Source organism: Pseudomonas sp. SBT1-2, from assembly GCF_028640875.1.
In the GTDB taxonomy this organism is placed as follows: domain Bacteria; phylum Pseudomonadota; class Gammaproteobacteria; order Pseudomonadales; family Pseudomonadaceae; genus Aquipseudomonas; species Aquipseudomonas chlororaphis_I.
Map to the genome: position 1 here is coordinate 157,689 of NZ_JAQZAA010000109.1, position 21,059 is coordinate 178,747.

Consider the following 21,059-nt stretch of genomic DNA (forward strand, 5'->3'; position numbering starts at 1 on the left):
TTTTATATTCATTTAAGGAATAAAATAACTACTATTTATTCCTTTTAATGTATGAAAACACAGGGCACCTTAGAGGCCTGCACGGCGATGCGCCAGTGCCCACCCCAGACAGGAAGGCCCACCATGACCATCAAGGCAATCAACGTTCGCAATCAGTTCAAGGGCGTCATCAAGGAGATCCATGAAGGCCAGGTGGTCTCGGAAATCGATGTGCAGACCGCCTCGGGCATCGTCACCTCGGTGATCACCACGCGCTCGGTGCGCGACCTGGAATTGAAGGTCGGCAGCGAGGTCATCGCCTTCGTCAAATCCACTGAAGTGTCGATCGCCAAGCTCTGAGGCTTTCGATCCCGACCCTGCACCTCGCTTGCCACGCTCGCCGAACCCTGCCACAGGGGCACCGGCAAGGGTGGCAAGCCGCCTTTCCCGAGAAAAGTCGGGCCTCCTTAGAATGATTATTTCTTTGGGTTATTGGCTGCGCTGATTCGCGCATATCCATCGCAGCGGAAAACACGCTGCGGTCCTGCTCCCGTCCGCGATGAAATCCATCTGGCTGCTCAAGCGGAAAATCCCGCGCGAACGGCTGCGCTGAAGCTGCCCCGGCAGCCGCGATTGCTGTTCGATCGGCATCTTGTGCGGCATTCGCCACTCCCTAGAATCCGCCCCATCAGCTTCGTCCAACTATCGAATCGCTTAGGGAGTTTCACCATGATGAATGCCATGCAGATGCAAATGCCGATGAACGCCAACATGCCGATGATGCCGATGATGGGCATGCCGATGATGATGGCGACCATGAGCTGCGAAATGATGGACGACGGCATGCTGTGCAAGATGATGCCGGCCGCGGGCATGGACATGGCCATGTTCAAGAACAGCGCGCAAATGATGCAGATGATGATGAACTGCGGCATGCCGATGATGATGCATTGCGCCAACATGAGCATGATGTGCATGTCCCAGGCGAGCATGGCCATGCCGATGATGGGCGCCATGATGCCAATGCCGATGATGGGCATGCCGATGCCGTCGATGAAGTGCGTGATGGAATGCACCCTCGAAGCCGACTGCATGATGTGCAAGATCATGCCGATGGCCGGCATGAACATGGACATGATGAAAAGCTGCTGCGCCCTGATGATGAAGATGATGAACGACTGCGGCATGCCCATGATGATGAGCTGCAACGGCATGCCGATGATGTGCTGCACCTGCTGATTCCTCGCAGCGGCACAAAAAAAGCCCGGCCGGGATGATCCCGCCGGGCTTTTTCTATAGAGGGACTATTGGCATTCGTAGCCGCTGGCGCAGCCTGCGATCGGGGCCGCAGGACCCGCCCTGTCAGCACAGTCCCGGCTGGTTCAGTCCAGGCGTTCCGGATAGGTCACCACCAGGTAGGCCACCGCCTCGCTGTCGGCCGGGTTGCGGTAGCGGTGCGGCTGGTCGGCGTAGAACAGGATCGAGTCGCCGGTGGAAAGCAGGTAGCGTTCCTGGTTGACGCTGATTTCCAGTACGCCCTGGGACACCACCAGGTTTTCCTGGACCCCCGGTCCGTGTCCTTCGGACTGGTCTTCGCCGAGCGGGCTCAGGCGCAGCTCGTAGAATTCCGACTGGCGCGCCACGTCGAAGGGGAACAGGGCGCGGCTGACAAAGGCGCCGTTGGCGCTGACCAGGCGTTTGCTCTGGCTCGATGGCAGCACCGCCACACCTTCGAAGGCGCGGTGTTCGAGAAAGGCCGCGACCGACACCTTCAGGCCCTTGGCGATCTTGCACAGCACCTTGATCGACGGCACGCTGCGCCCGGACTCGATCTGCGCCAGCATCGCCCGGCTGACCCCGCACTGGCGGGCCAGGGCATCCAGGGACAGATGACGCTTGCTGCGCAGGCGTTGCAGGTTCTGCGCGACCCGTTCGCTGATCGGGTCTTCTTCCTGCGTTTCCAGGTGGCTCAAATCAAGGCCGGGTTCGTCGGCGCTCGCCAGAAAGCGCGAGGGTTCCTGGACGCTCACGCGTGGTATGTCCTGGTCGGCTGGGCCGCCTGAATCCACTGGAACGCCTGGTAACCGGCATTGCGCGCGTACAGCTCCCACATGGCCCGGGCCAGTTGCTGGGCCTGCTTGCGTTTGCGGAACTGGGCGAAGTCGATAACGTTGTCAGTCGGTTTCATAAGGCACTTCACTGTCGTGACCAATGGGCGGGATGAGCTGAGAGTACGTGGTTATTTTTATAACCATAAATACTGATTATTTATTTATTAATTCCTTTGTGTTCTTAGCTTTCGAGCCCGTAACAACGCCCGCTCAAATCACATGGGCCTTGTGCAATTCGGTCAGGGCCAACGCCTTGAGGCGCGCCAGCAGCGGGTCGCGGCGGTCCCGCGGGTGGCTCAGTTGCACCGCCAGTTCCTGGCGAATGCGGCTGGGACGGTTGTCCAACACCAGCACCCGGTCGCTCAGGTACAGCGCCTCGTCGACATCGTGGGTCACCAGCAGCAGGGCGATGGCGTGACGCTCGGCCAGTTGCAGCAGCAGGTCCTGCAGTTTCATCCGGGTAAAGGCGTCCACCGCGCTGAAGGGCTCGTCGAGCAGCAGCACCTGCGGCCGCGAGTACAGGCCGCGGGCGATCGCCACCCGCTGCGCCATGCCGCCGGACAGCGCCTTGGGCAGGGCCTGGGCAAAACCCGCGAGGCCGACTTCCGCGATCAGTTGCGCGACCCAGGCCCGGTCGTAATGCTTGTCGTCGCTGAAGCCGATGTTCTGTTCCACCGTCAGCCAGGGCATCAGCCGCGGCTCCTGGAAGACAAAGGCCAGGCGTTCGGTATGGCTCAGCAGTTGCCCCTGGAAGTCCTTCTCCAGGCCGGCGACGATCCGCAGCAAGGTGCTTTTGCCGCAGCCGCTGGGGCCCAGCAGGCTGACAGTTTCCCGCGGCTGCAATTGCAGGTGGATATCGTCGAGGACGGTGGTGGTGGCGAAGGTCTTGCGCTCCACGTGGATATCCAGCAGGGCTTGGGTCATGGCTCGATCCTCTGTGTTTCAGTCATGGCTGTCTTGGCCATTGAAGGTGTCGCGCCAGGCCAGGCAGCGTTTTTCCAGGCCGGCGAGAAGGCCGTCGCTGAGCTTGCCGAGCACGGCGAGGACGATGATCGCCGCCAGCACGATGTCCGGCCGCGAGGTTTCCCGGCCGTCGCTGAGCAGATAACCCAGGCCCTTGGTGGCGGCGATCAGTTCGGCGGCCACCAGGAACATCCAGGCCAGGCTCATGCCGCTGCGCAAGCCGGTGAACAGGCCGGGCAGGGCGGCCGGCAGGAGAATCCGCCGCACCAGCCGGCGCCGGCCGAAAGCGTACATATGCCCGACCTCCACCAGCTTGCGGTCGATATCGCGAATCGCCGCCACGCCATTGAGGTACACCGGGAAGAAGGCGCCGATGGCGATCAGCACCACCTTCGAGGTCTCGTCGATGCCCAGCCACAGCAGGAGCAACGGCACCCAGGCCAGGCTGGGGATCGAACGCAGGCCGGCGAAGGTCGGCTCCAGGTAGGCTTCGGTTTCCCGGCTCAGGCCGACCCAGGCGGCGAATACCAGGGCCAGGCTGGCGCCGATGGCAAAGCCCAGCAGCACCCGCAGCAGGCTGGCGCCGATGTGTTTCCACAGCGCGCCTTGGGCCAGGTCGCCGAGGGTCAGGGCGATCTCGCTGGGGGCCGGCATCTGGTACGACGGCAGCCAGCCGAGGCGCACCACGATCTCCAGCAGCAGGATGATCGCTATCGGCAGGACCAGGCCCTTGAGGCGCAGGCGCCAGCGGACGGGGTTGAAGCGCGGGAGCTTGCCCTGCGCGGACAAGGCCAGGCGGGTCGAGAGGTTGTTGCTGTCGCTGCTCATGGCGATTCTCCGGCAACGCCGAATCCGCGTCAGGCGCGGGCTCGGTTGTCGCCTGGGCGGTAGGTTATTGACGGGCCACGGCCTGCTTGACGCCGGTGTCGAGCAACTGGTCGATCACCTGATCGACGTTCACCCCGCGGCGCACCAGTTCCTCGGAGACCAGGATCGGCGCGGCGGCCTTGGAGGCCAGCACATCCTCGGCACTCAACTGTGGGCTGCCGAGGTCGGTGCGCGACAGTTGCAGCCGGGCCACTTCCAGCGGCAGGCCGGATTCGTCCGCCAGCAGCTTGGCCAACTCGTCCGGGTGCTTGACCGACCATTCGCGGGCCTGCTCGTAGGCGGCGAGCACGGTGGCGATGGTCTGCGGATGCTCCTTGGCGTACTGCTCGGTGACACTGAGCACGCCGTAGCTGTTGAAGGCGCTGTTGCGGTACAGCAGGCGCGAGCCGGCCTGTACTTCGCTGGCGGCCATATGCGGGTCGAGGCCGGCCCAGGCGTCGACGTCGCCTTTTTCCAGGGCGGTGCGGCCGTCCGGGTGCTGCAGGTGCACCAGTTCCACATCGTCTTTTTTCAGCCCGGCCTGTTGCAGGCTGCGCAGGGTGAACAGGTAGGGATCGGTGCCCTTGGTGGCGGCGATCTTCTTGCCCTTGAGGTCGGCGACTGTCCGGTACGGCGAATCCTTGCGCACCACCAGGGCGGTCCATTCGGCGCGGCTGTAGACGTACACCGACTTGATCGGGCTGCCGTTGGCCCGGCTCAGCACCGCCGCCAGGCTGGCGGAGGAGGCGAAGTCGACGCCGCCGCTGTTGAGGTATTCCAGGGAGCGGTTGCTGCCCTGGCTGAGGACCCAGCTGACCTTGGTCTGGGGCAGGGCCTTCTCGAGAAAGCCGAAGCGCTTGAGCACCAGGCTGACCGGCGAGTAATAGGCGTAGTCCAGGTGCACTTCGGCCGGCGGGCTTTCCGCGGCCTGGGCCAGGGGTTGCAGGCTAAGCGCCAGGGCGCAGGCGCCGAGCAGGTACCTGGCGCGGGCCAGGGGGAAGCGGAAGACGGGTTTCATGGAGCGGCTCCGGACAAGGCGGCGAGAGGGCAATGTTGTTATTTCCGTCTCTTATTTCAAAAGTAACGGAAGGCAGGGGTGAGTCCTGCCGGAAAGGAATATTGCAGGCTCTGTGCCATAGACCGGGGAAGGGCGGTTTCCAGGCGTTGCCAGGAGAAAGAAGCTTCAGGCGATGTTGCCTGGCCAACAGCCTGTTGCCTTGCTGTTTCTCTATCAACAGCTACGGGTTGCGGATGCAGAAGCGGCTATGAGCTTATGCGTTAACAGAATTTCAAAACCAGATTCTAAGAGCGTTATGTTCTAGAAAATCCGCTTTTCCAATCATCCAGGAATTTCCCATGACGCTCTCCCGACGCTTGCGCCGCCTGCTCTTCAGCACCCTGTTCGCGGTACCCCTGGCCCAGGCCGCCGAGCCGCTGGTCCTGCATGTCGGCGACCAGAACTACTACAACGTGCGAGCCTCGGTGGAGGCCTCGGGTGTACTCGAAGGCGCGCCCTACAAGGTCGACTGGAAACACTTCCAGGCCGCCGCACCGCTGGCCGAAGCGCTGAATACCGGCGCCCTGGACCTGGGTTTCCTCGGCGATTCGGGCTTTCTGTTCCTCGCCGCGAAACAGGCGCCGGTGAAGCTGATCGGCGTCTCACGGCAGAACCCGGACACCATCGCCTTGCTGGTGCCCAAGGACTCGTCGGTGCAAACCATCGCCGACCTCAAGGGCAAGAAGGTCGCCTACTGGCCCGGCGCCTGGAGCCAGCAACTGACCCTGCGCGCCCTGGAGCAGGCCGGCCTGCCGGAGGACCATGTCGAGTTCATCAAGCTGATGCCGATCGACGCCGCCGCGGCCTTGCCCCAGGGCAGCATCGACGCCTTCCCGGTGTGGGAGCCCTATATCTCGCAACAGATCCTGTTCTCCGGCGCGCGGCCGATCCTCACCGCGAAGAACCTGATGCCCGGCCTCAGCGCCATCGCCGCCTCGACCCCGGCCATCGACAGCAAGCGCGCCGCCATCGCCGACTTCCTCGGCCGCCTGAAACAGGCCCGTGCCTGGGTCGACAGCCACACCGACCAGTACGCCGACCTGTGGGCGAAAAAGGCCAACCTCGACCCGAACGTCTCCCGCCATTGGCTGCGCCAGGCGCACATGAGCGTCGGCCCGGTGGACCCGCAGGCCGCCGCCGACCTGCAAAGCACCGCGGACTTCCTGTTCAAGGTCAAGGCGCTGCCGGAGCCCTTGGCCACCGCGACTGTTGTCGATACGTCCTTTACCCAGGCCCTGAACCCGTAAGCGAACGCTGAGGACTGCCGAGCGTCAGCGTCCTTCGTGCTGGCGGCGATAAGCCCCCGGCTGCACGCCTACGGCCTTGGCGAAGGCGCGGGTAAAGGCCGCCACCGATTGATAACCCACCGCCGCGCCGGCCTGTTCCACGGTGTGGTTGGCCTTGAGCAACTGGCAGGCGTGGCGCATGCGCAGCGCCAGCAGGACCTGGCCCGGGGATTGCCCGGCCAGTTCGTTGAAGCGCTTGAAGAAGGCCGAGCGCGACAGCCCGGTGCAGGCCGCCATGCTTTCCAGGGGCCAGGGCTGTTCGGGGTGTTCGATCAGCTGTTCCAGCAGCGCGGCGAAGGCCGGATGCCGGGCCAGCGCCACCAGTCCGCCGAGGCCCTGGTTGTCGGCCACCTGCTGGCGCAGCACATAGAGGAACAGCAGATGGCTCAGGCGTTCCAGCAGCGCCGAAGAGGGCGCGGGTATGCGCTGGCATTCTTCCAGGATCAGCTCGAACAGGGCCCGGGCCGCGCTCAGGGACGGGTCGCCGGCGCGCAGTACGATCCAGTCCGGCAGGCCGTCGATGATCAGCGACGACAGCCCGGACCTGAAGTGAAAGAAACCGCAGACCAGGCCCACGCCATCTTCGGCCTGATCTTTTGCGTGAGCGTCGAACGCCTGCATGGCCCTGCGTGGCAGTTCATGGGCGGCACTACGCTGTTCGGCGCTGGACAGGCGATAGTCCAGGTCGCGCAGCAGGAACAGCGCATCCCCGGCATTCAGGCGCTGGGCCTGCTCCTGGCCCTCGATATGCAGCCAGCAATGGCCTTGCACGATCAGGTGGAAGCTGGCCCGGGCCAGGCCGTGGGTGCTGGCGTGCCAGCCGCCGCAGTAACGGCCGACATGGAACAGGCTGGCGTCGAGTTCGAGGCTTTCTAATAACCAATCAACCAGTGGGCTGGACGAAATCATCTAATGGAAACACTCAGGAGCAAGTAATCGCTACTTTAGAATATGGATCGAAATTCTTATAACCAACAGACTGGCCGGACACCTACACAACAGGAGTCCATCGCATGTCGCGCATCACTCTACACAGCCTGCAAAGCGCTCCCGAAGCGGCCCGGCCGTTTTTGCAGAACGCCCAGAACAACTCGGGCTTCATCCCCAATCTGCTGGGCATCCTGGCCAATGCCCCGGCGGCGCTGGAGACCTACGTTACGGTATCGGCGCTCAATGGCAAGGCTGAGCTGAGCCTGGCCGAACGGGAAGTGGTGCAACTGGTGGCGGCCACCACCCACGGTTGCGATTTCTGCGTGGCCGGGCACACTGCGGTGGCGCAGAACAAGGCCAAGCTGCCGGACGAAGTGATCAGCGCGTTGCGTGAGCTGACTCCTTTGCCGGAGGCAAAACTGCAGGCGTTGGCCGCCTTCGCCGCCGAGGTGATCGCCACCCGCGGCAACGTCAGCGAGCCGACATTCGCGGCGTTCAAGGCCGCCGGCTACAGCGAGGGCAATGCCCTGGAGGTGATTCTCGGGGTGAGCCTGGCGACCCTGTGCAACTTCGCCAACGTGTTCGCCCGCACGCCGCTGAACCCGGAACTGGCCAAGTACCGCTGGCAAGCGCCGCAGCAATGATGCAGCGGCTGGATTCAAGGCACGGCCGGTGGGCCGCTGCCGCGTAGAAAAGGAGAAAACCACATGCTCGACCCCGCATTGAGTCAATGGCTGGACGCCGAGGCCCAGGCCCTGGATCTGGGCCACTGCGACCCGCAGCAGGTGCTGGCGCGACTGGCCGAGGCCCAGGTGCTGCGCATCGGCATTCCGGCCGGGCAGGGCGGTAGCGACGGCGACCTGGGCGCTGCCGTGGAAGCGGTGGCCGCGGTGGCCAGCCATTCCCTGGCGGCGGCCTTTGTGTTCTGGGGCCAGCGGGCCTTTATCGAATACCTGCTGCACAGCCCCAACGCGGCCTTGCGCGAGCGTCTGTTGCCGGACCTGCTCAGCGGCAAGTTGGCGGGAGCCACCGGGCTGTCGAACGCCATGAAGTTCCTCTCGGGCATCGAGGCCCTGCAAGTCCGTGCGTTGCCACAAGCCGGCGGCTGGTGCCTGAACGGGCGCCTGCACTGGGTCACCAATCTGCGCAAGAGCGGTTTTGTGGTGGCCGCGGCCATCGAGCACGAAGAGGGTGGCGCGCCCTTTGTCCTGGCGATTCCCGCGGCGCTGGATGGCCTGCAACGCTCGGAGGACTTGCAACTGATGGGCTTGCAGTCGAGCAACACCGCGGCGCTGGAGTTGCAACAGGTCGAGGTTGGCCATGACTGGTTGCTGCACGAGGACGCCAAGGTCTTTCTGCCGGCGGTGCGCCCGGCGTTTCTCGGCCTGCAATGTGGCATGGCCATCGGCCTGGCGCGGCGCGCGCTGGATGAAGTGCAAACCCATTTGCACAGCGGCCGTTCGATCCTGCGCGAGCCCTTGCAGGAGCAACGCCAGCAGTTGGAAGAGCGCGTCGATGAGCTCAAGCGCGGCCTGCTGGAGGGGCGTTTCCTGACCCAGCCCGCGGCGCTGTTCCGGTTGCGCATCGCCCTGGCCGAGGCCGTCGCCAACGCCGTGCAGCTGGAGTTGCAGGCCAGTGGCGGCAAGGCCTACCTGAGCGAACATGGCAGCGGCTTTGCCCGGCGCTGGCGCGAGTCGGCCTTCGTGCCGGTCGTCACGCCGAGCCTGGTGCAGTTGCGCGCCGAGTTGCAGCGCCAGGCGCGGGACGCGGCGGCATGAGCGCGGCCTTGCTCGAAGCCCGGCAGGTCAGCCTCGGCTACCCCGGCGAACACGGCTGGCAAGCGGTGCTGGAAGGCTTCGACCTGCGCTTGCAGCCGGGGGAGGTGGTGTCGATCCTCGGCCCCAGCGGCGTCGGCAAATCCAGCCTGTTGCGGGTCCTGGCCGGCTTGCAGGCGCCTCAGGGTGGCAGTGTCAGCCTGCTGGGGCAAACGCTGGACGGCCCGCATCCACGGGTGGCCGTGGCTTTCCAGGACCCCAGCCTGCTGCCCTGGCTGAACCTGGAACACAACGTCGCCTTCGGCCTCGACTTCGCCCGCCAGCCGGCGCTGGACGCCCAACAGCGCCAGGCGCGGGTCGACCAGGCAATCGCCGAGGTCGGCCTGCAGCATGCCCGCGGGCACTACCCGGCGCAGCTGTCCGGCGGCATGGCCCAGCGCACCGCGCTGGCCCGTTGCCTGGCGCGCCAGCCACAGGTGCTGTTGCTCGACGAACCCTTCGGCGCGCTGGACGAAGTGACCCGCGCCGACATGCAGCAACTGCTGCTCAAGGTGATCGCCGAGCACCGCACCGCGGCGTTATTGATCACCCACGACATCGACGAAGCCCTGCTGCTTTCCGAGCGCATTCTGCTACTGGGTAACAGCCCGGCGCGAACCCTCGGCGAGTGGCGCATCGACCTGCCTCAGCCGCGTGCCGAGCTCGTGGAAGAGCTGGGCACCCTGCGTATCGAGATTCTCAAAACCCTTCGGCGGGCGAGCCGCACTGCACAACCCCAAGCCTTACCGCAGCCTCTACCCCTGTAGGAGCGAAGCTTGCTCGCGATAAAAACGTCAGAGCGGCGCAGTGTCCCAGACACCCCGTCAACGTTGAGGTTTTTCGCGAGCAAGCTTCGCTCCTACAGGAGATCGCGGCCAAACCCTCGCCCGAATTGTCGGAGATACACCATGTGCCTGGATGACTTCACTCACAGCCGTCGCGACTTCCTCAAACTCAGCGCCTTGCTCACCGCCGGCGGCGCCTTGCCGTTGCTGGGTAGCCTGCAGGCCCGCGCCGCCGCGGAGCCGGACGCGCCGGTGCGCATCGGTTACCTGCCTATCACCGACGCCACGCCCTTGCTGGTGGCCCATAACAACGGCCTGTTCGAGGCCGAGGGCATCCGCTCCGAGCGCCCGGTGCTGTTGCGCAGCTGGGCGCAGGTGATCGAGGCGTTCATTTCCGGGCAGGTCAATGTGATCCACCTGCTGTCGCCGATGACCGTCTGGGCCCGTTATGGCAGCAAGGTGCCGGCCAAGGTGGTGGCCTGGAACCACGTTGGCGGCTCCGGCCTGACGGTGGCGCCGGGCATCACCGAGGTCCGCCAACTGGGCGGGCAGGCGCTGGCGATTCCGTTCTGGTACTCGATCCACAACGTGGTGGTGCAGCAACTGCTGCGCGACAACGGCCTGACCCCGGTGAGCCGGCCGGCCAGCAGCCCGCTGGCGGCCAACGAGGTCAACCTGCTGGTGCTGCCGCCGTCGGACATGCCGCCGGCCCTGGCCAGCAAGCGCATCGCCGGCTACATCGTCGCCGAGCCGTTCAATGCCCTGGCCGAGGAACTCAAGGTCGGCCGGGTGCAGCGCTTTACCGGGGATATCTGGCGCAACCACGCCTGCTGCGTGGTGTTCATGCATGAGCAGGATCTGAACAATCGCCCCGAATGGTCGCAGAAGGTGGTCAACGCCATCGTCAAGGCGCAGCTGTGGACCCGCGACAACCGCGCCGAGGCCGCCCGGCTGCTGTCCCGGGACGGCGCCAACCGCTACACCCCGCATGCGCCTCAGGTGCTGAGCCGGGTGCTGGCGCCGAGTGCCGGCGAACGCCAGCAATACCTGGCCGACGGCGCGATCCAGCACGCGCAGTGGGACGAGCAGCGCATCGACTTTCAGCCGTACCCGTTCCCCAGCTACACCGAGGAGCTGGTCAAGCGCCTCAAGGACACCCTGATCGAAGGCGACAAGGGTTTCCTGGCCAGCCTCGACCCGCAGCACACCGCCCGCGACCTGGTGGACGAGCGCTTCGTGCGCAACGCCATCGCGTCGGTCGGCGGGCTCAAGGCATTCGGCTTGCCCGACAGCTTCGAACGCAGCGAGGAGTTCAGCCTCTGATGGCCAAGCGATCCGCATCGAACCTGCCTTGGCTGCTGGGCGTGGGCGGGCTGCTGTGCCTGCTGCTGTTGTGGTGGCTTGGCGTGCGCCTGTTCGGCAGCACCGAGGGGCTGGCGGCGCGCTTTTCGCCGGCGGCGACCCTGGTCAGCCTGCTGGAACTGCTGGGCCGCGCCGAGCTGTACGAGCATGTGCTGGTCAGCCTCAAGCGCATCCTGGTTGGCCTGGCCCTGGCCTTGCTGGTCGGCGTGCCCCTGGGCCTGCTGATCGGCAGCTACCGCCACCTGGAGGCGGCCACCACCCCGGCGTTCCAGTTCCTGCGGATGATCTCGCCGCTGTCGTGGATGCCGGTGGTGGTGATGCTGATGGGGGTAGGGGACCAGCCGATCTACTTCCTGCTGGCCTTCGCCGCGGTCTGGCCGATCCTGCTCAACACCGCGGCCGGGGTGCGCCAGCTCGACCCGCGCTGGCTGCAACTGAGCCGCAGCCTCAGCGCCACCCGCTGGGAAACCCTGCGCAAGGTGATCCTGCCCGGGGTGCTGGGCCATGTGCTGACCGGCGTGCGCCTGGCCATCGGCATTTTGTGGATCGTCCTGGTGCCCTGCGAAATGCTCGGCGTCAGCGCCGGCCTGGGCTATTTCATCCTCGATACCCGTGACCGCCTGGCCTATTCGGAACTGATGGCCATGGTGCTGCTGATCGGCGCCCTGGGCTTTGCCCTGGACAGCCTGGCCCGCGGTCTGCACCGACGCTGGACGCCCTTGCCGTAACGCCGCGACGGGCGCATTGTCAGTGGGAAGTCTGAAGTCATGCTGGCGTTCGATCCGGCGTTGACGCACCGGCGTTTATAAAGAGGCGCCGGTGGCCGGCGTGGGCGTCCAGCCTATCTGGAGGTGCGCCATGAGCCAGTACCAACGCTTGTTGCTGGTCATCGACCCGGCAATGCGCCAATCCCCGGCGATCCCGCGTGCAGCCGCCCTGGCCAAGGCCAGCGGCGCGACCCTGCATATCGCGGCCTTGCTGAAGCCGGTGTCGATTCTTTCCCTGTTCGAGCACCACGTGCGCAATGAGGCGCGCGAACGTTATCGCCTGGAACATCAGAACTGGTTGCAGGAGGAGGTGCATCGGCTGCGTGGCCATGGCGTCACGGTCAACGGCGAGGTGACCTGGGCCGACGACCTGCTGGAGGAAATCCTGCAGCACGTCGCGGAAATCCAGCCCGACCTGCTGATCAAGGACGTGCAGCACGAACCGGCGCTCAAACGCGCCTTTCTCACGCCGATGGACTGGCACCTGCTGCGCCGGTGCCCGGTCCCGCTGTACCTGATGGGCCGCCACGGCCATACCTTGCCGCAGATGGTGGTGGCGGCGGTCGACCCGTCGCGGCCGGAGTACCAGCACAACGGGCTCAACGACCGGATCATCCACGAAGCCAACAGCCTGGCCCTGCAATGCAATGCCGAGCTGCACCTGTTGCACGCCTATGACGTGTCGTCGGTCTACCTGGGCGATGCCGGGGGCGGTGGCCTGGTGCTGGCGGACCTGACCCGGGAACTGCGGGTCACCCTGGAAAAAGCTTTCCTCGAACTCGCCGAGCGCTACGGCGTGCCCGAGGAACGGCGGCATTTCATCCTTGGGCAGCCGGTTACGGTGCTGGCCAATTTCGTCACCGAGAACCAGGCCGACGTGCTGGTCATGGGCCGTGTGCATCGCGAGGGCCTGGAGAAACTGGTGGGCAGCACCACCGAGCACGCGCTGTATCAGCTGCCCTGCAGCCTGCTGGCGCTGTAGCCGGGCGCCTGGGGAGGTGAGACATGAGCGAATATCCGTCATTGCAGATGACCTTGCGCAACCGCCAGGCCGCCGGGCAGGGGCTGGTCGCGCCGTTGCAGAAATACAGTCGCCGGCCCGAGGTGATCGTGCTGGCGTTGCCCCGGGGCGGGGTGCCGGTGGCCTGGGAAATCGCCCGGGCCCTGGAGGTGCGGCTGGACCTGATGCTGGTGCGCAAGCTCGGCGTGCCCGGTCATGAAGAACTGGCGATGGGCGCCATCGCCAGCGGCGGCATCCGCATCCTCAATCAGGACGTCCTGAACGGTCATCACATCGGTGATGCCGCGCTGCAAGCGGTAACCCAGCGGGAAACCCAGGAGTTGCAGCGCCGCGATCGGGTCTACCGCGGCGACCGGGCCGCGCCCGACCTGCGTCGCCAGGTGGTGATCCTGGTGGACGACGGGCTGGCCACCGGTGCCTCGATGCACGCCGCGGTACAGGCCACGCGCCTGCAGCACCCGGCGCGGATAGTGGTGGCCGTGCCCCTGGCGCCGCAGGAAACCGTGGACACCCTGAGTTTCGAGGTCGACGAGCTGATCTGCCCGATCACCCCGCTGTGGTTCGTGTCGATCGGCAACGGCTATGCGGACTTTGCCCAGACCTCGGACGAGGAGGTGATCGAACTGTTGCAACAGGCCTGGCAGCGGCCGTGCGAAGGCGCTGCGGTATGAACGTCTCGGCGGCCTGAAACCGGGCGCCCCGGAACCAAAACCCTGGTTGCCCCTCCAAGCTGTGCCCGGCGCTGCGTGCAGGCCGGGCGAGGGATCCATGGGCGAGGGATTTTTGCCATTGAGGTGACGACCGCAACGGTCCGACACAGGGCAAAACATGAAACGAGGCTTCAAGCTTCTCTGCGCAGTGCTACTCGCCGCCGGCCTGGCCGGTTGCATTGCTGCCCCCATCGAAATGACCGCGCAGACCGAGCAACGCTTGCGCGTTCAGGCGCCGATCCGCTTTCTGCTGACCTTCGACGACGGCCCCAGCGCTTCCAGCCTTTATAACCCGACCGAACGGGTACTCGACGACCTGCTCGACAACCCGCTGCAACCGGCGATCAAGGCGGTGTTCTTCGTCCAGACCCGCGCCTCGCGGGCCGGCGGCAGCGACATCGGGCGGCGGATAATGGCCCGCGAACACGCCGAGGGCCATGTGCTGGGCTTTCATACCGCCACGCCGAGGCACACCAACCATCGCTCGCTCGACCCGCAGGAGCTGGAGGCGTCCCTGAACGACGGCGGCGCCGATATCGCGCTGATCACCGGCGTGCCGCCGAACCTGGTGCGCCCGCCATTCTGGAACTACGACAAGCGCACCTTCGCCGCCTATCAACGGCATGGCCTGCATGTGTTGCTGACCGACCTCAGCGCCAACGACGGCAAGGTCTGGGGGTTCAACGCCAGCCCACGGCGCCGGGCCAACATGCTGCGCCAGCTGTCGGAGGTGCGCGAACGCATTGCCCTGGGCCAGTTGCCGACGGTGGACGGAGCGATCCCGGTGGTGGTGACCTTCCACGACCTCAATCGCTACACCGCCCGGCATACCCGGGAATACCTGCAGATCTTGCTCGACAGCGCTCAGGCCAATGGCCTTCGGACCGCGCCCAAGCCGTTCTACGACGATACCGCGGCGCTGCAACGGGCGGTCATGACCCGCACCGTCACCAGCAGCGAGCAGCCGGTGCGGTTGCCGGGGCTGTGGAACTGGCTGTGGGACAGGAATTCCCATTGAGCAGGCGTGACCGTTCGCATGGGACAAGACATGACCGTCGGTCCGCCAGTGCCTTGCCAGGATCGAATAAATCTCTGGTTTTACAGTCACATGGGGGGTTGCAGGCGCCGGCGCCGCCGGTTCGCACAGGGCCCGGCGCGTTGCCGGGCTGCTTTGCCAACCCATCGTTCTGACCCAGGTTCTAGGACACTTCCCATGAAGCGACTCGCGACACTCACCCTGACCCTTTGCTCCACGCTGCTGCTGGGTGGCTGCTACCCCCATTGGGACGACGGCCGGCGCTACGATCGCGACCATGACCGCTGGCGCGACCACAGTCGTTATGACCGCGACTACTACCGCGACCGCGATCATGACGACGACCGTTACGACCGCCGCTACGACCGGCGGGACAAGGACGGGCGCTATCGTCGCGACCGTGACGATGACGACGATGACGATTGAGTCGCAGGGCGGTTTTCGCCTGACATGACAACGGCGCCCGAGGGCGCCGTTGTCGTTTGCGCCGGGCGTTACTTCACCGCATAGAACTTGCGCACATAAGCCGTGCTGTGCCACGCGCAGGGCGTGCCCTGGGCAACGAACAGCGTAGCGCCGGGGCCGGCGGTCAGTCGGCTGCCATCCGCGCCCTCGAGGGTCACGCTGCCTTCCACCAGGTGCATCAGCTCATGGAGCTTGTGGGGCCGGCCATGGCGGCGGTAAGGCGTGGAGTCCCAGACACCGATCCGCAGGTCGCAGGCGTCGTCCTCGAAGGCGTTGCGCGAGCGGCATTGCGGTTCCGGGCCGATCAGGATCTGCGGCTCGGGGGCCGCCGAAGGCGAGAGCATGGCCCGCGGGTCAAGCAGCGTCAGGCCCGGTTCGGCGCCCGCGGCGGCGCGTTTCACTGCGCAGAAGGCCCAGAGCGTGCCGGGTTCGGCCTCGAGCTTGAAGGTGCTGCCACGGCCGATCACCGCGCTGGCGCCCGGGGCCAGTTCCAGGGCTGGTTCCGCAGACGGCTCGGCGCTGTGGAGCAGCACCTTGCCGGCGTGCACCACGAGCATTTCGATGTGGGGGAAATCCTCGATGGCAAAACTTGCGCTGGTGCGCACGACACCGGCGGCAATCCCGTCGCTGCCGTTGTAGGCAACCAGCCGATCGGCGCCGAAAGGGTCGTGGCTGCCCAGGGCAGCGGGGGTGAACAGGCTGGCGTCGAAGCGACCGTCGGCGCCTGCCAGCAGCAAAGCGGCGGGTGTGGACATACAGATGACTCTCTGGGAAGTGGAAAAGGTGCCGCGCGGCGGGCGCCCGCGGCGTTGTGGATCAGCCGATGGCCTGGGTCACCAGGGCGAACTGGCGAACGCCGCCAAGCGCCCGGGGCGGGGTGCCGCGGGCCATCTGCGCGACCTGGTCGACCTGTTTCAGGCCAGCGCTTTGCAGCCAGTCGGCCAGGCCGCAGTCGGCCGGAATGTCGATGCGCACGAAGGCATCGGGAACCTTGCTCAGCAGGCTGGCGATCATCTGCCGGGCCTGCTCGGGGTTTTCTGCAATCACTGGGCCGATGCAGCGACCACGGCCGAACGGCCGCAGCAGGGCGAAGGCGCGCAACTGGCCGTCGCGCTCGATGCCGACGCCGTGCTCGACCACCGCGAACAGGTCTTCCAGCACCTGCTGGCGGTCCAGGCCGCTGCCGGCGTTGGCCAGGCTCAGCTGGCGCAGGCGGTCGGCCTTGCGCAGCGGCCGGCAGCTTTCGCCGGCGGGCAGGGAGCCGACCTCAGGCGCCTGTGCCTGACCCTGATGCTGCTGGATCATGCCGAACTCGACGAAGCCCTGGCTGGCATACAGCGGCGCGCCGGCCAGGGTGGCGTTGAGGACCGGCGTGCGCGACCCGCAGGCGTGCAGGGCCTTTTCCATCAGGGCGCGGCCGATGCCCTGGCCCTGGTAGTCGTTGCTGACGATCACCAGGCCGATGGTGGCGTAGTCACCCTGGAGGCAGGCGAAGGCGCTGCCGATCAGGCGCTCGCCGTCTTCCACCACGAAGCCCTGGCTGACCCGCTGCAACATCGCCCAGTCTTCCAGGCGATGGGGCCACTTCAATTGCACCGACAGGGCGTGGGCCGCCGGCAGGTCGGCGACAGTCATCGGGCGATACACATAAGCGGGGTGAGGGGTGGCGGACATGGCAAGACTCCGTGGAAAAGATAAGCGCGATCGTCGGCTTTGCTGTGCGGCGATGCGTCTGTATCCCATCTGCGCCGAGACCTGGCAAGAGCCCGGCAGCGATTCGGCAGAATCCCTAAAAGAGCGGCCGGCAGACCACAGTAACTACTTAAAAGGGGCATAAGGTCGGCAGCAAATGCTTGCGCTTTTTTCCTAGGATGGAGGCCTGGTTTTTACCTTCCGGACCGGCCTTCGCCGACCTTATTGCCGCCTTTAGTGGAGTGCTCCATGGATAGCTTCGATCCTCGTCTTGTCGCTGTGCGCAGCGCTCATTTCATCGCCGGCCAGTACCGCGACGCCGCGCCCGGGCTGGAAGTCTCGCGCCCGTCGGACGGCCAGGCCTATGGACAGTTGCCGATCGCCGACGCCGAATGGGTGGACGAGGCGGTGAACAACGCCTGGCAGGCCTTCGCCCGCTCCGACTGGGCCAGCCGTCCGCCCCGGGAGCGGGCGCGGGTGATGCGGCGCTGGGCCGACCTGGTGGAAGCAGACGCGGCGATCCTCGCGCCGCTGGAGGCCGTGGGTTCGACCCGTCCGCACCAGGACGTGATCGCCTGGGACATTCCTTATGTCGCCGAAGGCATCCGCTTTTTCGCCGAGCTGGCGGACAAGCACGGCGGTTCGCTGGCCGCCACCCAGACCGACCGCCTGGGCATGCAGATCGCCGAACCCTATGGGGTGATCGCCGCCATCGCGCCGTGGAATTTCCCGCTGAGCATGGCCTCGTGGAAAGTCGCCCCGGCCCTGGCCGCCGGTAACGCGGTGGTGCTCAAGCCGTCGGAACTGACGCCGTTCTCCAGCCTGCGTTTCGCCGAACTGGCGCTGCAAGCGGGGATCCCGGCGGGCATCTTCAACGTGGTACAGGGCGACGGCCGGGTCACTGGCGATGCCCTGTGTCGCCATCCGCGGGTGGCCAAGGTGACCTTTACCGGCTCCACCGCCACCGGTTCGAGCATCATGTCCACCTGTGCCCTGGTCGGGCCCAAGCCGGTGACCCTGGAGCTGGGCGGCAAGAGCCCGCAACTGGTGTTCGCCGACGTGCCGGACATCGCCAGGACCGCGCGCACCGTGGCCATGGCCATTACCGGCAACGCCGGGCAGGTCTGCGTTTCCGGTTCGCGGCTGCTGATCGAACGCTCGATCATGCAGCCCTTCGTCGAGCACCTGCGGACGTACTTCGAACAATTGCGCCCGGGGCCGACCTGGTCGTCGACCAGCACGCTGTCGCCGATCATTTCCCGGCAGCAGGCCAACCGCATCGACGGCATCGTCCAGCGTTCGCGCCAGGCCGGCGCCGAGGTGCTCTGTGGCGGCGGCTTGTTCGATGGCCTGGGCGGCGCCTATTACCAGCCGACCCTGCTGACCGGCCTGGACAACAGCAACCCTGCGGTCTGCGAGGAGATCTTCGGCCCGGTGCTGACGGTGCAGGCCTTCGACGACGAAGCCGAGGCCCTGGGCCTGGCCGAGCACGCCACCTACGGCCTGGCCGCCGGGGTGCACACCGCCGATATCAACCGCGCCCTGCGCCTGGTCCGGCGCCTGGAGGCCGGTACGGTGTGGGTCAACCGCTACGGGCGCAGCAACGACTACATCCTGCCCACCGGCGGCTACAAGCGTTCCGGTATCGGCAAGGACCTGGGGCGCGAAGCCTTCGAGGCCAACCTGCGCTTCAAGAGCGTGCTGATCGATATCGCCGGCTGAAAGCCATGACCGGCGGGCGGCGGGTGAGCGGGGCGGTACGAAGTATGCATTGAACCTTCCGGCGCGGCCGAAGGCCGGCCGCCACCGGTTGGGGATTGACCGGGACACACTCTGCGATTCAGCGAAACGGGCGCTTCCAGACGGGGGCGCCCGTTTTTGTTGGGGGCGGCGCAGGTTCTGCGGCGGTCGGGCCCTGGCTTGAGCCCCGGCGGCCGGAAAAGGTCCATAAAAGCGCATGAATACGGGCTTTGCCCAAGGCTGGCGCGCCCCGCAAAGTCTGCTGAGGGCACCCCGAAAAACGGTGGTTTGTATCGAGCAGCCCGCGCTTTTAACGCCATCTGCTGATTTCACGGTGTTGTAATGAAGCTGTGATTGCAACGCTGCATCAGGGCTCCGGCAGCCGCGCTCTTGCGTGTCACGCCATGACCTCAACGAACTTCAGGACCGCACTCAATGAGCTTTCTTCGTCCCAAATTCATTACGTTCGACTGCTACGGTACGCTGACCAACTTCCACATGGGCACCATGACCCGCGAGCTGTTCGCCGACCGCGTCAGCCCCGAGCAGATGGACCAGTTCGTCAAGGACTTCTCGGCCTATCGCCTGGATCAGGTGATGGGCGACTGGAGGCCCTACGACGAGATCCTCAAGACCGCGCTGGCGCGGACCTGCAAACGCTGGGGCGTCGAGTACCGTGACGAAGGCCAGCTGTACTACGACGCGGTGCCGACCTGGGGCCCCCATCCCGACGTGCCGGCCGGCCTGTCGAAGATCGCCGACAAGATCCCCCTGGTGATTTTCTCCAACGCCAGCGACAGCCAGATCATGTCCAACGTCGACAAGCTCGGCGCGCCGTTCCACAAGGTCTTCACCGCCGAACAGGCCCAGGCCTACAAGCCACGCCTGGCGGCCTTCGAGTTCATGCTCGACAACCTCGGCTGCGGCCCGCAAGACATCCTCCACGTGTCTTCCAGCTTCCGTTACGACCTGATGCCGGCCCACGACATGAAGATCAAGCACAAGGCCTTCGTCGCCCGTGGCCACGAACAGCCGGCCAACGCCATCTACGGCTACCAGCAGATCCCCGACATCGGCGGCCTGGCCGCGCTGGTCGGTCTCTGATCGGTCATGGGCGCTCTTCAAGGCATGGTCAGGGAGTCAGGCATGGGCAGTGAATCCTATTGGCTCGACAGTGCGCCGGCGTTCACCGGGGCACAGGCCGGCGCGTTGCCGGACAGCGTCGACGTGGCGATCGTCGGTGGCGGGTTCACCGGGTTGTCCGCGGCCCGCGCGCTGGCCATGAAGGGCGCCCGGGTGGTGGTGCTGGAGGCCGGCCGGGTGATCGGCGAAGCCTCCGGGCGCAACGGCGGCCAGTGCAACACCGGGGTGGCCCAGGATTATGCCGCCCTCAGCGCCAGCCTCGGCGCCGAGCGGGCGCGGGCCTATTACCAGGCCTACGAGCGGGCGGTGCAGAGCGTCGTGGCGCTGGTGGAGCAGGAGGGCATCGGTTGCGACCTCAAGCGCAACGGCAAGCTCAAGCTGGCGGCCAAGCCCTTGCATTACGAAGGGCTGGCGCGCACCTGCGAGCTGATTCGCCGCGAGGTCGATGCCGATGTCGAGTTGCTGTCCGCCGAGCAGGTGCGCGGCGAAGTCGATTCCGCCGGTTTTCACGGCGGCCTGTTGCAGCGCAACGGCGTGCAGATGCATGTCGGGCGCTTCGGCGTCGGCCTGGCACAGGCGGCGGCACGCCATGGCGCGCTGATCTATCAGGACTGCACGGTCAAAGGCTGGCAGGGCAACAGTGGCGGCTACCGGCTCGACACCGCGCGCGGTTCGTTGCAGGCGCGGCAGATCCTGCTGGCCACCGGCGCCTGCCAGCATGGCGACCTCGGCTGGTACCGGCGGCGCATCGTGCCGGTGGGCAGCTTCGTGGTGACCACCGAGGTGCTGCCGCAAGCCTTGGTCGAGCGGCTCCTGCCGCACCAGCGTTCCTATGTCACCAGCCGCACCATCGGCAACTACTTCCGCCTGACCCCGGACAACCGCCTGCTGTTCGGCGGCCGGGCGCGTTTCGCCATGTCCAGCCCCAGCTCCGACGCCAAGAGCGGCAAGGTGCTGCAGGCGGCCATGGTGCAGATGTTCCCGCAACTGGCCGGGGTCGGGATCGACTACTGCTGGGGCGGGCTGGTGGACATGACCAGCGACCGGCTGCCCCGGGCCGGCGAACGCAACGGCATCTACCACGCCATGGGCTACAGCGGCCATGGCGTGCAGATGTCGGTGCACATGGGCCAGGTCATGGCCGAGGTCATGGACGGCAAGGCCAGCGCCAACCCCTGGCAAGACCTGGCGTGGCCGGCGATTCCCGGGCACTTCGGCAAGCCCTGGTTCCTGCCGTTGGTAGGGGCTTACTACCGCTTCCAGGACTATCTGCACTGAGTTTGCTGCACCGTCGTTTTGCGTTTCCAGGACGCTCCGGTCAACCGCGAGCA

At 65.9% G+C, this 21,059-nt stretch carries 24 protein-coding genes; 15 read left to right on the top strand and 9 right to left on the bottom strand.

What is annotated here, in order from left to right; genetic code table 11:
• Positions 1 to 123: 123 nt before the first annotated feature.
• Positions 124 to 339 (top strand): TOBE domain-containing protein, encoded by a 216-nt coding sequence (locus tag PVZ78_RS24365; RefSeq protein WP_009049200.1) that lies wholly within the window; start codon positions 124 to 126, stop codon positions 337 to 339.
• Between the two features lie 129 nt (positions 340 to 468).
• On the opposite strand, the gene PVZ78_RS24370 is transcribed toward PVZ78_RS24365, so the two are convergent.
• A complete protein-coding gene (locus PVZ78_RS24370; protein WP_016705134.1) occupies positions 469 to 642 on the bottom strand; it encodes a hypothetical protein in 174 nt (57 codons plus the stop codon).
• A gap of 66 nt (positions 643 to 708) precedes the next feature.
• On the opposite strand from PVZ78_RS24370, the gene PVZ78_RS24375 reads away from it, so the two are divergent.
• Positions 709 to 1,218, top strand: coding sequence for a hypothetical protein (locus PVZ78_RS24375; protein ID WP_016705135.1), 510 nt, complete (start codon positions 709 to 711; stop codon positions 1,216 to 1,218).
• A 143-nt stretch (positions 1,219 to 1,361) separates the two neighbouring features.
• On the opposite strand, the gene PVZ78_RS24380 is transcribed toward PVZ78_RS24375, so the two are convergent.
• From PVZ78_RS24380 to PVZ78_RS24400, 5 genes are all read right to left on the bottom strand, one after another.
• The gene (locus PVZ78_RS24380) at positions 1,362 to 1,952 is read right to left on the bottom strand and encodes a helix-turn-helix domain-containing protein (protein WP_371356831.1); all 591 of its coding nucleotides are present in this window, start codon (positions 1,950 to 1,952) and stop codon (positions 1,362 to 1,364) included.
• A gap of 53 nt (positions 1,953 to 2,005) precedes the next feature.
• Positions 2,006 to 2,167: a hypothetical protein gene (locus PVZ78_RS24385; RefSeq protein WP_009049197.1), complete on the bottom strand. Its 162-nt coding sequence runs from the start codon at positions 2,165 to 2,167 to the stop codon at positions 2,006 to 2,008.
• Between the two features lie 133 nt (positions 2,168 to 2,300).
• Positions 2,301 to 3,014 (bottom strand): ABC transporter ATP-binding protein, encoded by a 714-nt coding sequence (locus PVZ78_RS24390; RefSeq protein ID WP_053269150.1) that lies wholly within the window; start codon positions 3,012 to 3,014, stop codon positions 2,301 to 2,303.
• An 18-nt stretch (positions 3,015 to 3,032) separates the two neighbouring features.
• Positions 3,033 to 3,881 carry an ABC transporter permease gene (locus PVZ78_RS24395; RefSeq protein ID WP_273829396.1) on the bottom strand — a complete coding sequence of 283 codons (849 nt, stop codon included), beginning with the start codon at positions 3,879 to 3,881 and terminating at the stop codon, positions 3,033 to 3,035.
• A 64-nt stretch (positions 3,882 to 3,945) separates the two neighbouring features.
• Positions 3,946 to 4,938: an aliphatic sulfonate ABC transporter substrate-binding protein gene (locus PVZ78_RS24400; RefSeq protein WP_273829397.1), complete on the bottom strand. Its 993-nt coding sequence runs from the start codon at positions 4,936 to 4,938 to the stop codon at positions 3,946 to 3,948.
• Positions 4,939 to 5,276: 338 nt separating this feature from the next.
• Between PVZ78_RS24400 and PVZ78_RS24405 the strand changes: the two genes are divergently transcribed.
• Positions 5,277 to 6,224, top strand: a complete 948-nt coding sequence (locus PVZ78_RS24405) for an ABC transporter substrate-binding protein (RefSeq protein ID WP_273829398.1) — start codon at positions 5,277 to 5,279, stop codon at positions 6,222 to 6,224.
• A gap of 24 nt (positions 6,225 to 6,248) precedes the next feature.
• Here PVZ78_RS24405 and PVZ78_RS24410 read toward each other — a convergent pair whose 3' ends face one another.
• Entirely contained in the window at positions 6,249 to 7,172 is a 924-nt protein-coding gene (locus PVZ78_RS24410; protein WP_124301653.1) for an AraC family transcriptional regulator, read from the bottom strand.
• Between the two features lie 104 nt (positions 7,173 to 7,276).
• Here PVZ78_RS24410 and PVZ78_RS24415 point away from each other — a divergent pair, with 104 nt between their 5' ends.
• From PVZ78_RS24415 to PVZ78_RS24455, 9 genes are all read left to right on the top strand, one after another.
• Positions 7,277 to 7,837, top strand: a complete 561-nt coding sequence (locus PVZ78_RS24415) for a carboxymuconolactone decarboxylase family protein (RefSeq protein ID WP_110176906.1) — start codon at positions 7,277 to 7,279, stop codon at positions 7,835 to 7,837.
• Positions 7,838 to 7,900: 63 nt separating this feature from the next.
• Entirely contained in the window at positions 7,901 to 8,971 is a 1,071-nt protein-coding gene (locus PVZ78_RS24420) for an acyl-CoA dehydrogenase family protein (protein ID WP_273829399.1), read from the top strand.
• A complete protein-coding gene (locus tag PVZ78_RS24425) occupies positions 8,968 to 9,774 on the top strand; it encodes an ABC transporter ATP-binding protein (protein ID WP_124301651.1) in 807 nt (268 codons plus the stop codon). Before PVZ78_RS24420 ends, PVZ78_RS24425 begins: the two co-directional genes overlap by 4 nt.
• A gap of 141 nt (positions 9,775 to 9,915) precedes the next feature.
• Positions 9,916 to 11,115: an ABC transporter substrate-binding protein gene (locus PVZ78_RS24430; protein WP_009049188.1), complete on the top strand. Its 1,200-nt coding sequence runs from the start codon at positions 9,916 to 9,918 to the stop codon at positions 11,113 to 11,115.
• Positions 11,115 to 11,882 (top strand): ABC transporter permease, encoded by a 768-nt coding sequence (locus PVZ78_RS24435; RefSeq protein ID WP_273829400.1) that lies wholly within the window; start codon positions 11,115 to 11,117, stop codon positions 11,880 to 11,882. The genes PVZ78_RS24430 and PVZ78_RS24435 overlap by 1 nt, the downstream gene beginning before the upstream one ends.
• 130 nt (positions 11,883 to 12,012) lie before the next feature.
• Complete coding sequence (locus tag PVZ78_RS24440; RefSeq protein WP_016705147.1) at positions 12,013 to 12,903, top strand: universal stress protein; 891 nt, start codon at positions 12,013 to 12,015, stop codon at positions 12,901 to 12,903.
• Positions 12,904 to 12,926: 23 nt separating this feature from the next.
• Positions 12,927 to 13,613, top strand: a complete 687-nt coding sequence (locus PVZ78_RS24445; protein WP_124301650.1) for a phosphoribosyltransferase — start codon at positions 12,927 to 12,929, stop codon at positions 13,611 to 13,613.
• 157 nt (positions 13,614 to 13,770) lie between these two features.
• Positions 13,771 to 14,670, top strand: coding sequence for a polysaccharide deacetylase family protein (locus tag PVZ78_RS24450; protein WP_101282556.1), 900 nt, complete (start codon positions 13,771 to 13,773; stop codon positions 14,668 to 14,670).
• Between the two features lie 195 nt (positions 14,671 to 14,865).
• Complete coding sequence (locus tag PVZ78_RS24455) at positions 14,866 to 15,114, top strand: hypothetical protein (RefSeq protein ID WP_038632647.1); 249 nt, start codon at positions 14,866 to 14,868, stop codon at positions 15,112 to 15,114.
• A 68-nt stretch (positions 15,115 to 15,182) separates the two neighbouring features.
• On the opposite strand, the gene PVZ78_RS24460 is transcribed toward PVZ78_RS24455, so the two are convergent.
• Together PVZ78_RS24460 and PVZ78_RS24465 are read right to left on the bottom strand one after the other, a co-directional pair.
• Positions 15,183 to 15,908, bottom strand: coding sequence for a cupin domain-containing protein (locus PVZ78_RS24460; protein ID WP_016705151.1), 726 nt, complete (start codon positions 15,906 to 15,908; stop codon positions 15,183 to 15,185).
• Positions 15,909 to 15,969: 61 nt separating this feature from the next.
• Positions 15,970 to 16,827, bottom strand: a complete 858-nt coding sequence (locus PVZ78_RS24465; protein WP_273829401.1) for a GNAT family N-acetyltransferase — start codon at positions 16,825 to 16,827, stop codon at positions 15,970 to 15,972.
• Positions 16,828 to 17,094: 267 nt separating this feature from the next.
• Here PVZ78_RS24465 and PVZ78_RS24470 point away from each other — a divergent pair, with 267 nt between their 5' ends.
• From PVZ78_RS24470 to PVZ78_RS24480, 3 genes are all read left to right on the top strand, one after another.
• Entirely contained in the window at positions 17,095 to 18,567 is a 1,473-nt protein-coding gene (locus tag PVZ78_RS24470) for an aldehyde dehydrogenase family protein (protein WP_124301648.1), read from the top strand.
• 453 nt (positions 18,568 to 19,020) lie between these two features.
• Positions 19,021 to 19,689: a haloacid dehalogenase type II gene (locus PVZ78_RS24475; protein ID WP_009049179.1), complete on the top strand. Its 669-nt coding sequence runs from the start codon at positions 19,021 to 19,023 to the stop codon at positions 19,687 to 19,689.
• A 42-nt stretch (positions 19,690 to 19,731) separates the two neighbouring features.
• A complete protein-coding gene (locus PVZ78_RS24480; protein ID WP_081361332.1) occupies positions 19,732 to 21,006 on the top strand; it encodes an NAD(P)/FAD-dependent oxidoreductase in 1,275 nt (424 codons plus the stop codon).
• The last annotated feature ends 53 nt before the right edge of the window (positions 21,007 to 21,059 follow it).

Bases quoted from the DNA above. Each gene is read 5' to 3' on its own strand.
- PVZ78_RS24365 (WP_009049200.1), top strand. From the start codon at position 124: ATGACCATCAAGGCAATCAACGTTCGCAATCAGTTCAAGGGCGTCATC.
- PVZ78_RS24370 (WP_016705134.1), bottom strand. From the start codon at position 642: ATGCCGCACAAGATGCCGATCGAACAGCAATCGCGGCTGCCGGGGCAG.
- PVZ78_RS24375 (WP_016705135.1), top strand. From the start codon at position 709: ATGATGAATGCCATGCAGATGCAAATGCCGATGAACGCCAACATGCCG.
- PVZ78_RS24385 (WP_009049197.1), bottom strand. From the start codon at position 2,167: ATGAAACCGACTGACAACGTTATCGACTTCGCCCAGTTCCGCAAACGC.
- PVZ78_RS24390 (WP_053269150.1), bottom strand. From the start codon at position 3,014: ATGACCCAAGCCCTGCTGGATATCCACGTGGAGCGCAAGACCTTCGCC.
- PVZ78_RS24395 (WP_273829396.1), bottom strand. From the start codon at position 3,881: ATGAGCAGCGACAGCAACAACCTCTCGACCCGCCTGGCCTTGTCCGCG.
- PVZ78_RS24400 (WP_273829397.1), bottom strand. From the start codon at position 4,938: ATGAAACCCGTCTTCCGCTTCCCCCTGGCCCGCGCCAGGTACCTGCTC.
- PVZ78_RS24405 (WP_273829398.1), top strand. From the start codon at position 5,277: ATGACGCTCTCCCGACGCTTGCGCCGCCTGCTCTTCAGCACCCTGTTC.
- PVZ78_RS24410 (WP_124301653.1), bottom strand. From the start codon at position 7,172: ATGATTTCGTCCAGCCCACTGGTTGATTGGTTATTAGAAAGCCTCGAA.
- PVZ78_RS24415 (WP_110176906.1), top strand. From the start codon at position 7,277: ATGTCGCGCATCACTCTACACAGCCTGCAAAGCGCTCCCGAAGCGGCC.
- PVZ78_RS24420 (WP_273829399.1), top strand. From the start codon at position 7,901: ATGCTCGACCCCGCATTGAGTCAATGGCTGGACGCCGAGGCCCAGGCC.
- PVZ78_RS24425 (WP_124301651.1), top strand. From the start codon at position 8,968: ATGAGCGCGGCCTTGCTCGAAGCCCGGCAGGTCAGCCTCGGCTACCCC.
- PVZ78_RS24430 (WP_009049188.1), top strand. From the start codon at position 9,916: ATGTGCCTGGATGACTTCACTCACAGCCGTCGCGACTTCCTCAAACTC.
- PVZ78_RS24435 (WP_273829400.1), top strand. From the start codon at position 11,115: ATGGCCAAGCGATCCGCATCGAACCTGCCTTGGCTGCTGGGCGTGGGC.
- PVZ78_RS24440 (WP_016705147.1), top strand. From the start codon at position 12,013: ATGAGCCAGTACCAACGCTTGTTGCTGGTCATCGACCCGGCAATGCGC.
- PVZ78_RS24445 (WP_124301650.1), top strand. From the start codon at position 12,927: ATGAGCGAATATCCGTCATTGCAGATGACCTTGCGCAACCGCCAGGCC.
- PVZ78_RS24450 (WP_101282556.1), top strand. From the start codon at position 13,771: ATGAAACGAGGCTTCAAGCTTCTCTGCGCAGTGCTACTCGCCGCCGGC.
- PVZ78_RS24455 (WP_038632647.1), top strand. From the start codon at position 14,866: ATGAAGCGACTCGCGACACTCACCCTGACCCTTTGCTCCACGCTGCTG.
- PVZ78_RS24460 (WP_016705151.1), bottom strand. From the start codon at position 15,908: ATGTCCACACCCGCCGCTTTGCTGCTGGCAGGCGCCGACGGTCGCTTC.
- PVZ78_RS24465 (WP_273829401.1), bottom strand. From the start codon at position 16,827: ATGTCCGCCACCCCTCACCCCGCTTATGTGTATCGCCCGATGACTGTC.
- PVZ78_RS24470 (WP_124301648.1), top strand. From the start codon at position 17,095: ATGGATAGCTTCGATCCTCGTCTTGTCGCTGTGCGCAGCGCTCATTTC.
- PVZ78_RS24475 (WP_009049179.1), top strand. From the start codon at position 19,021: ATGAGCTTTCTTCGTCCCAAATTCATTACGTTCGACTGCTACGGTACG.
- PVZ78_RS24480 (WP_081361332.1), top strand. From the start codon at position 19,732: ATGGGCAGTGAATCCTATTGGCTCGACAGTGCGCCGGCGTTCACCGGG.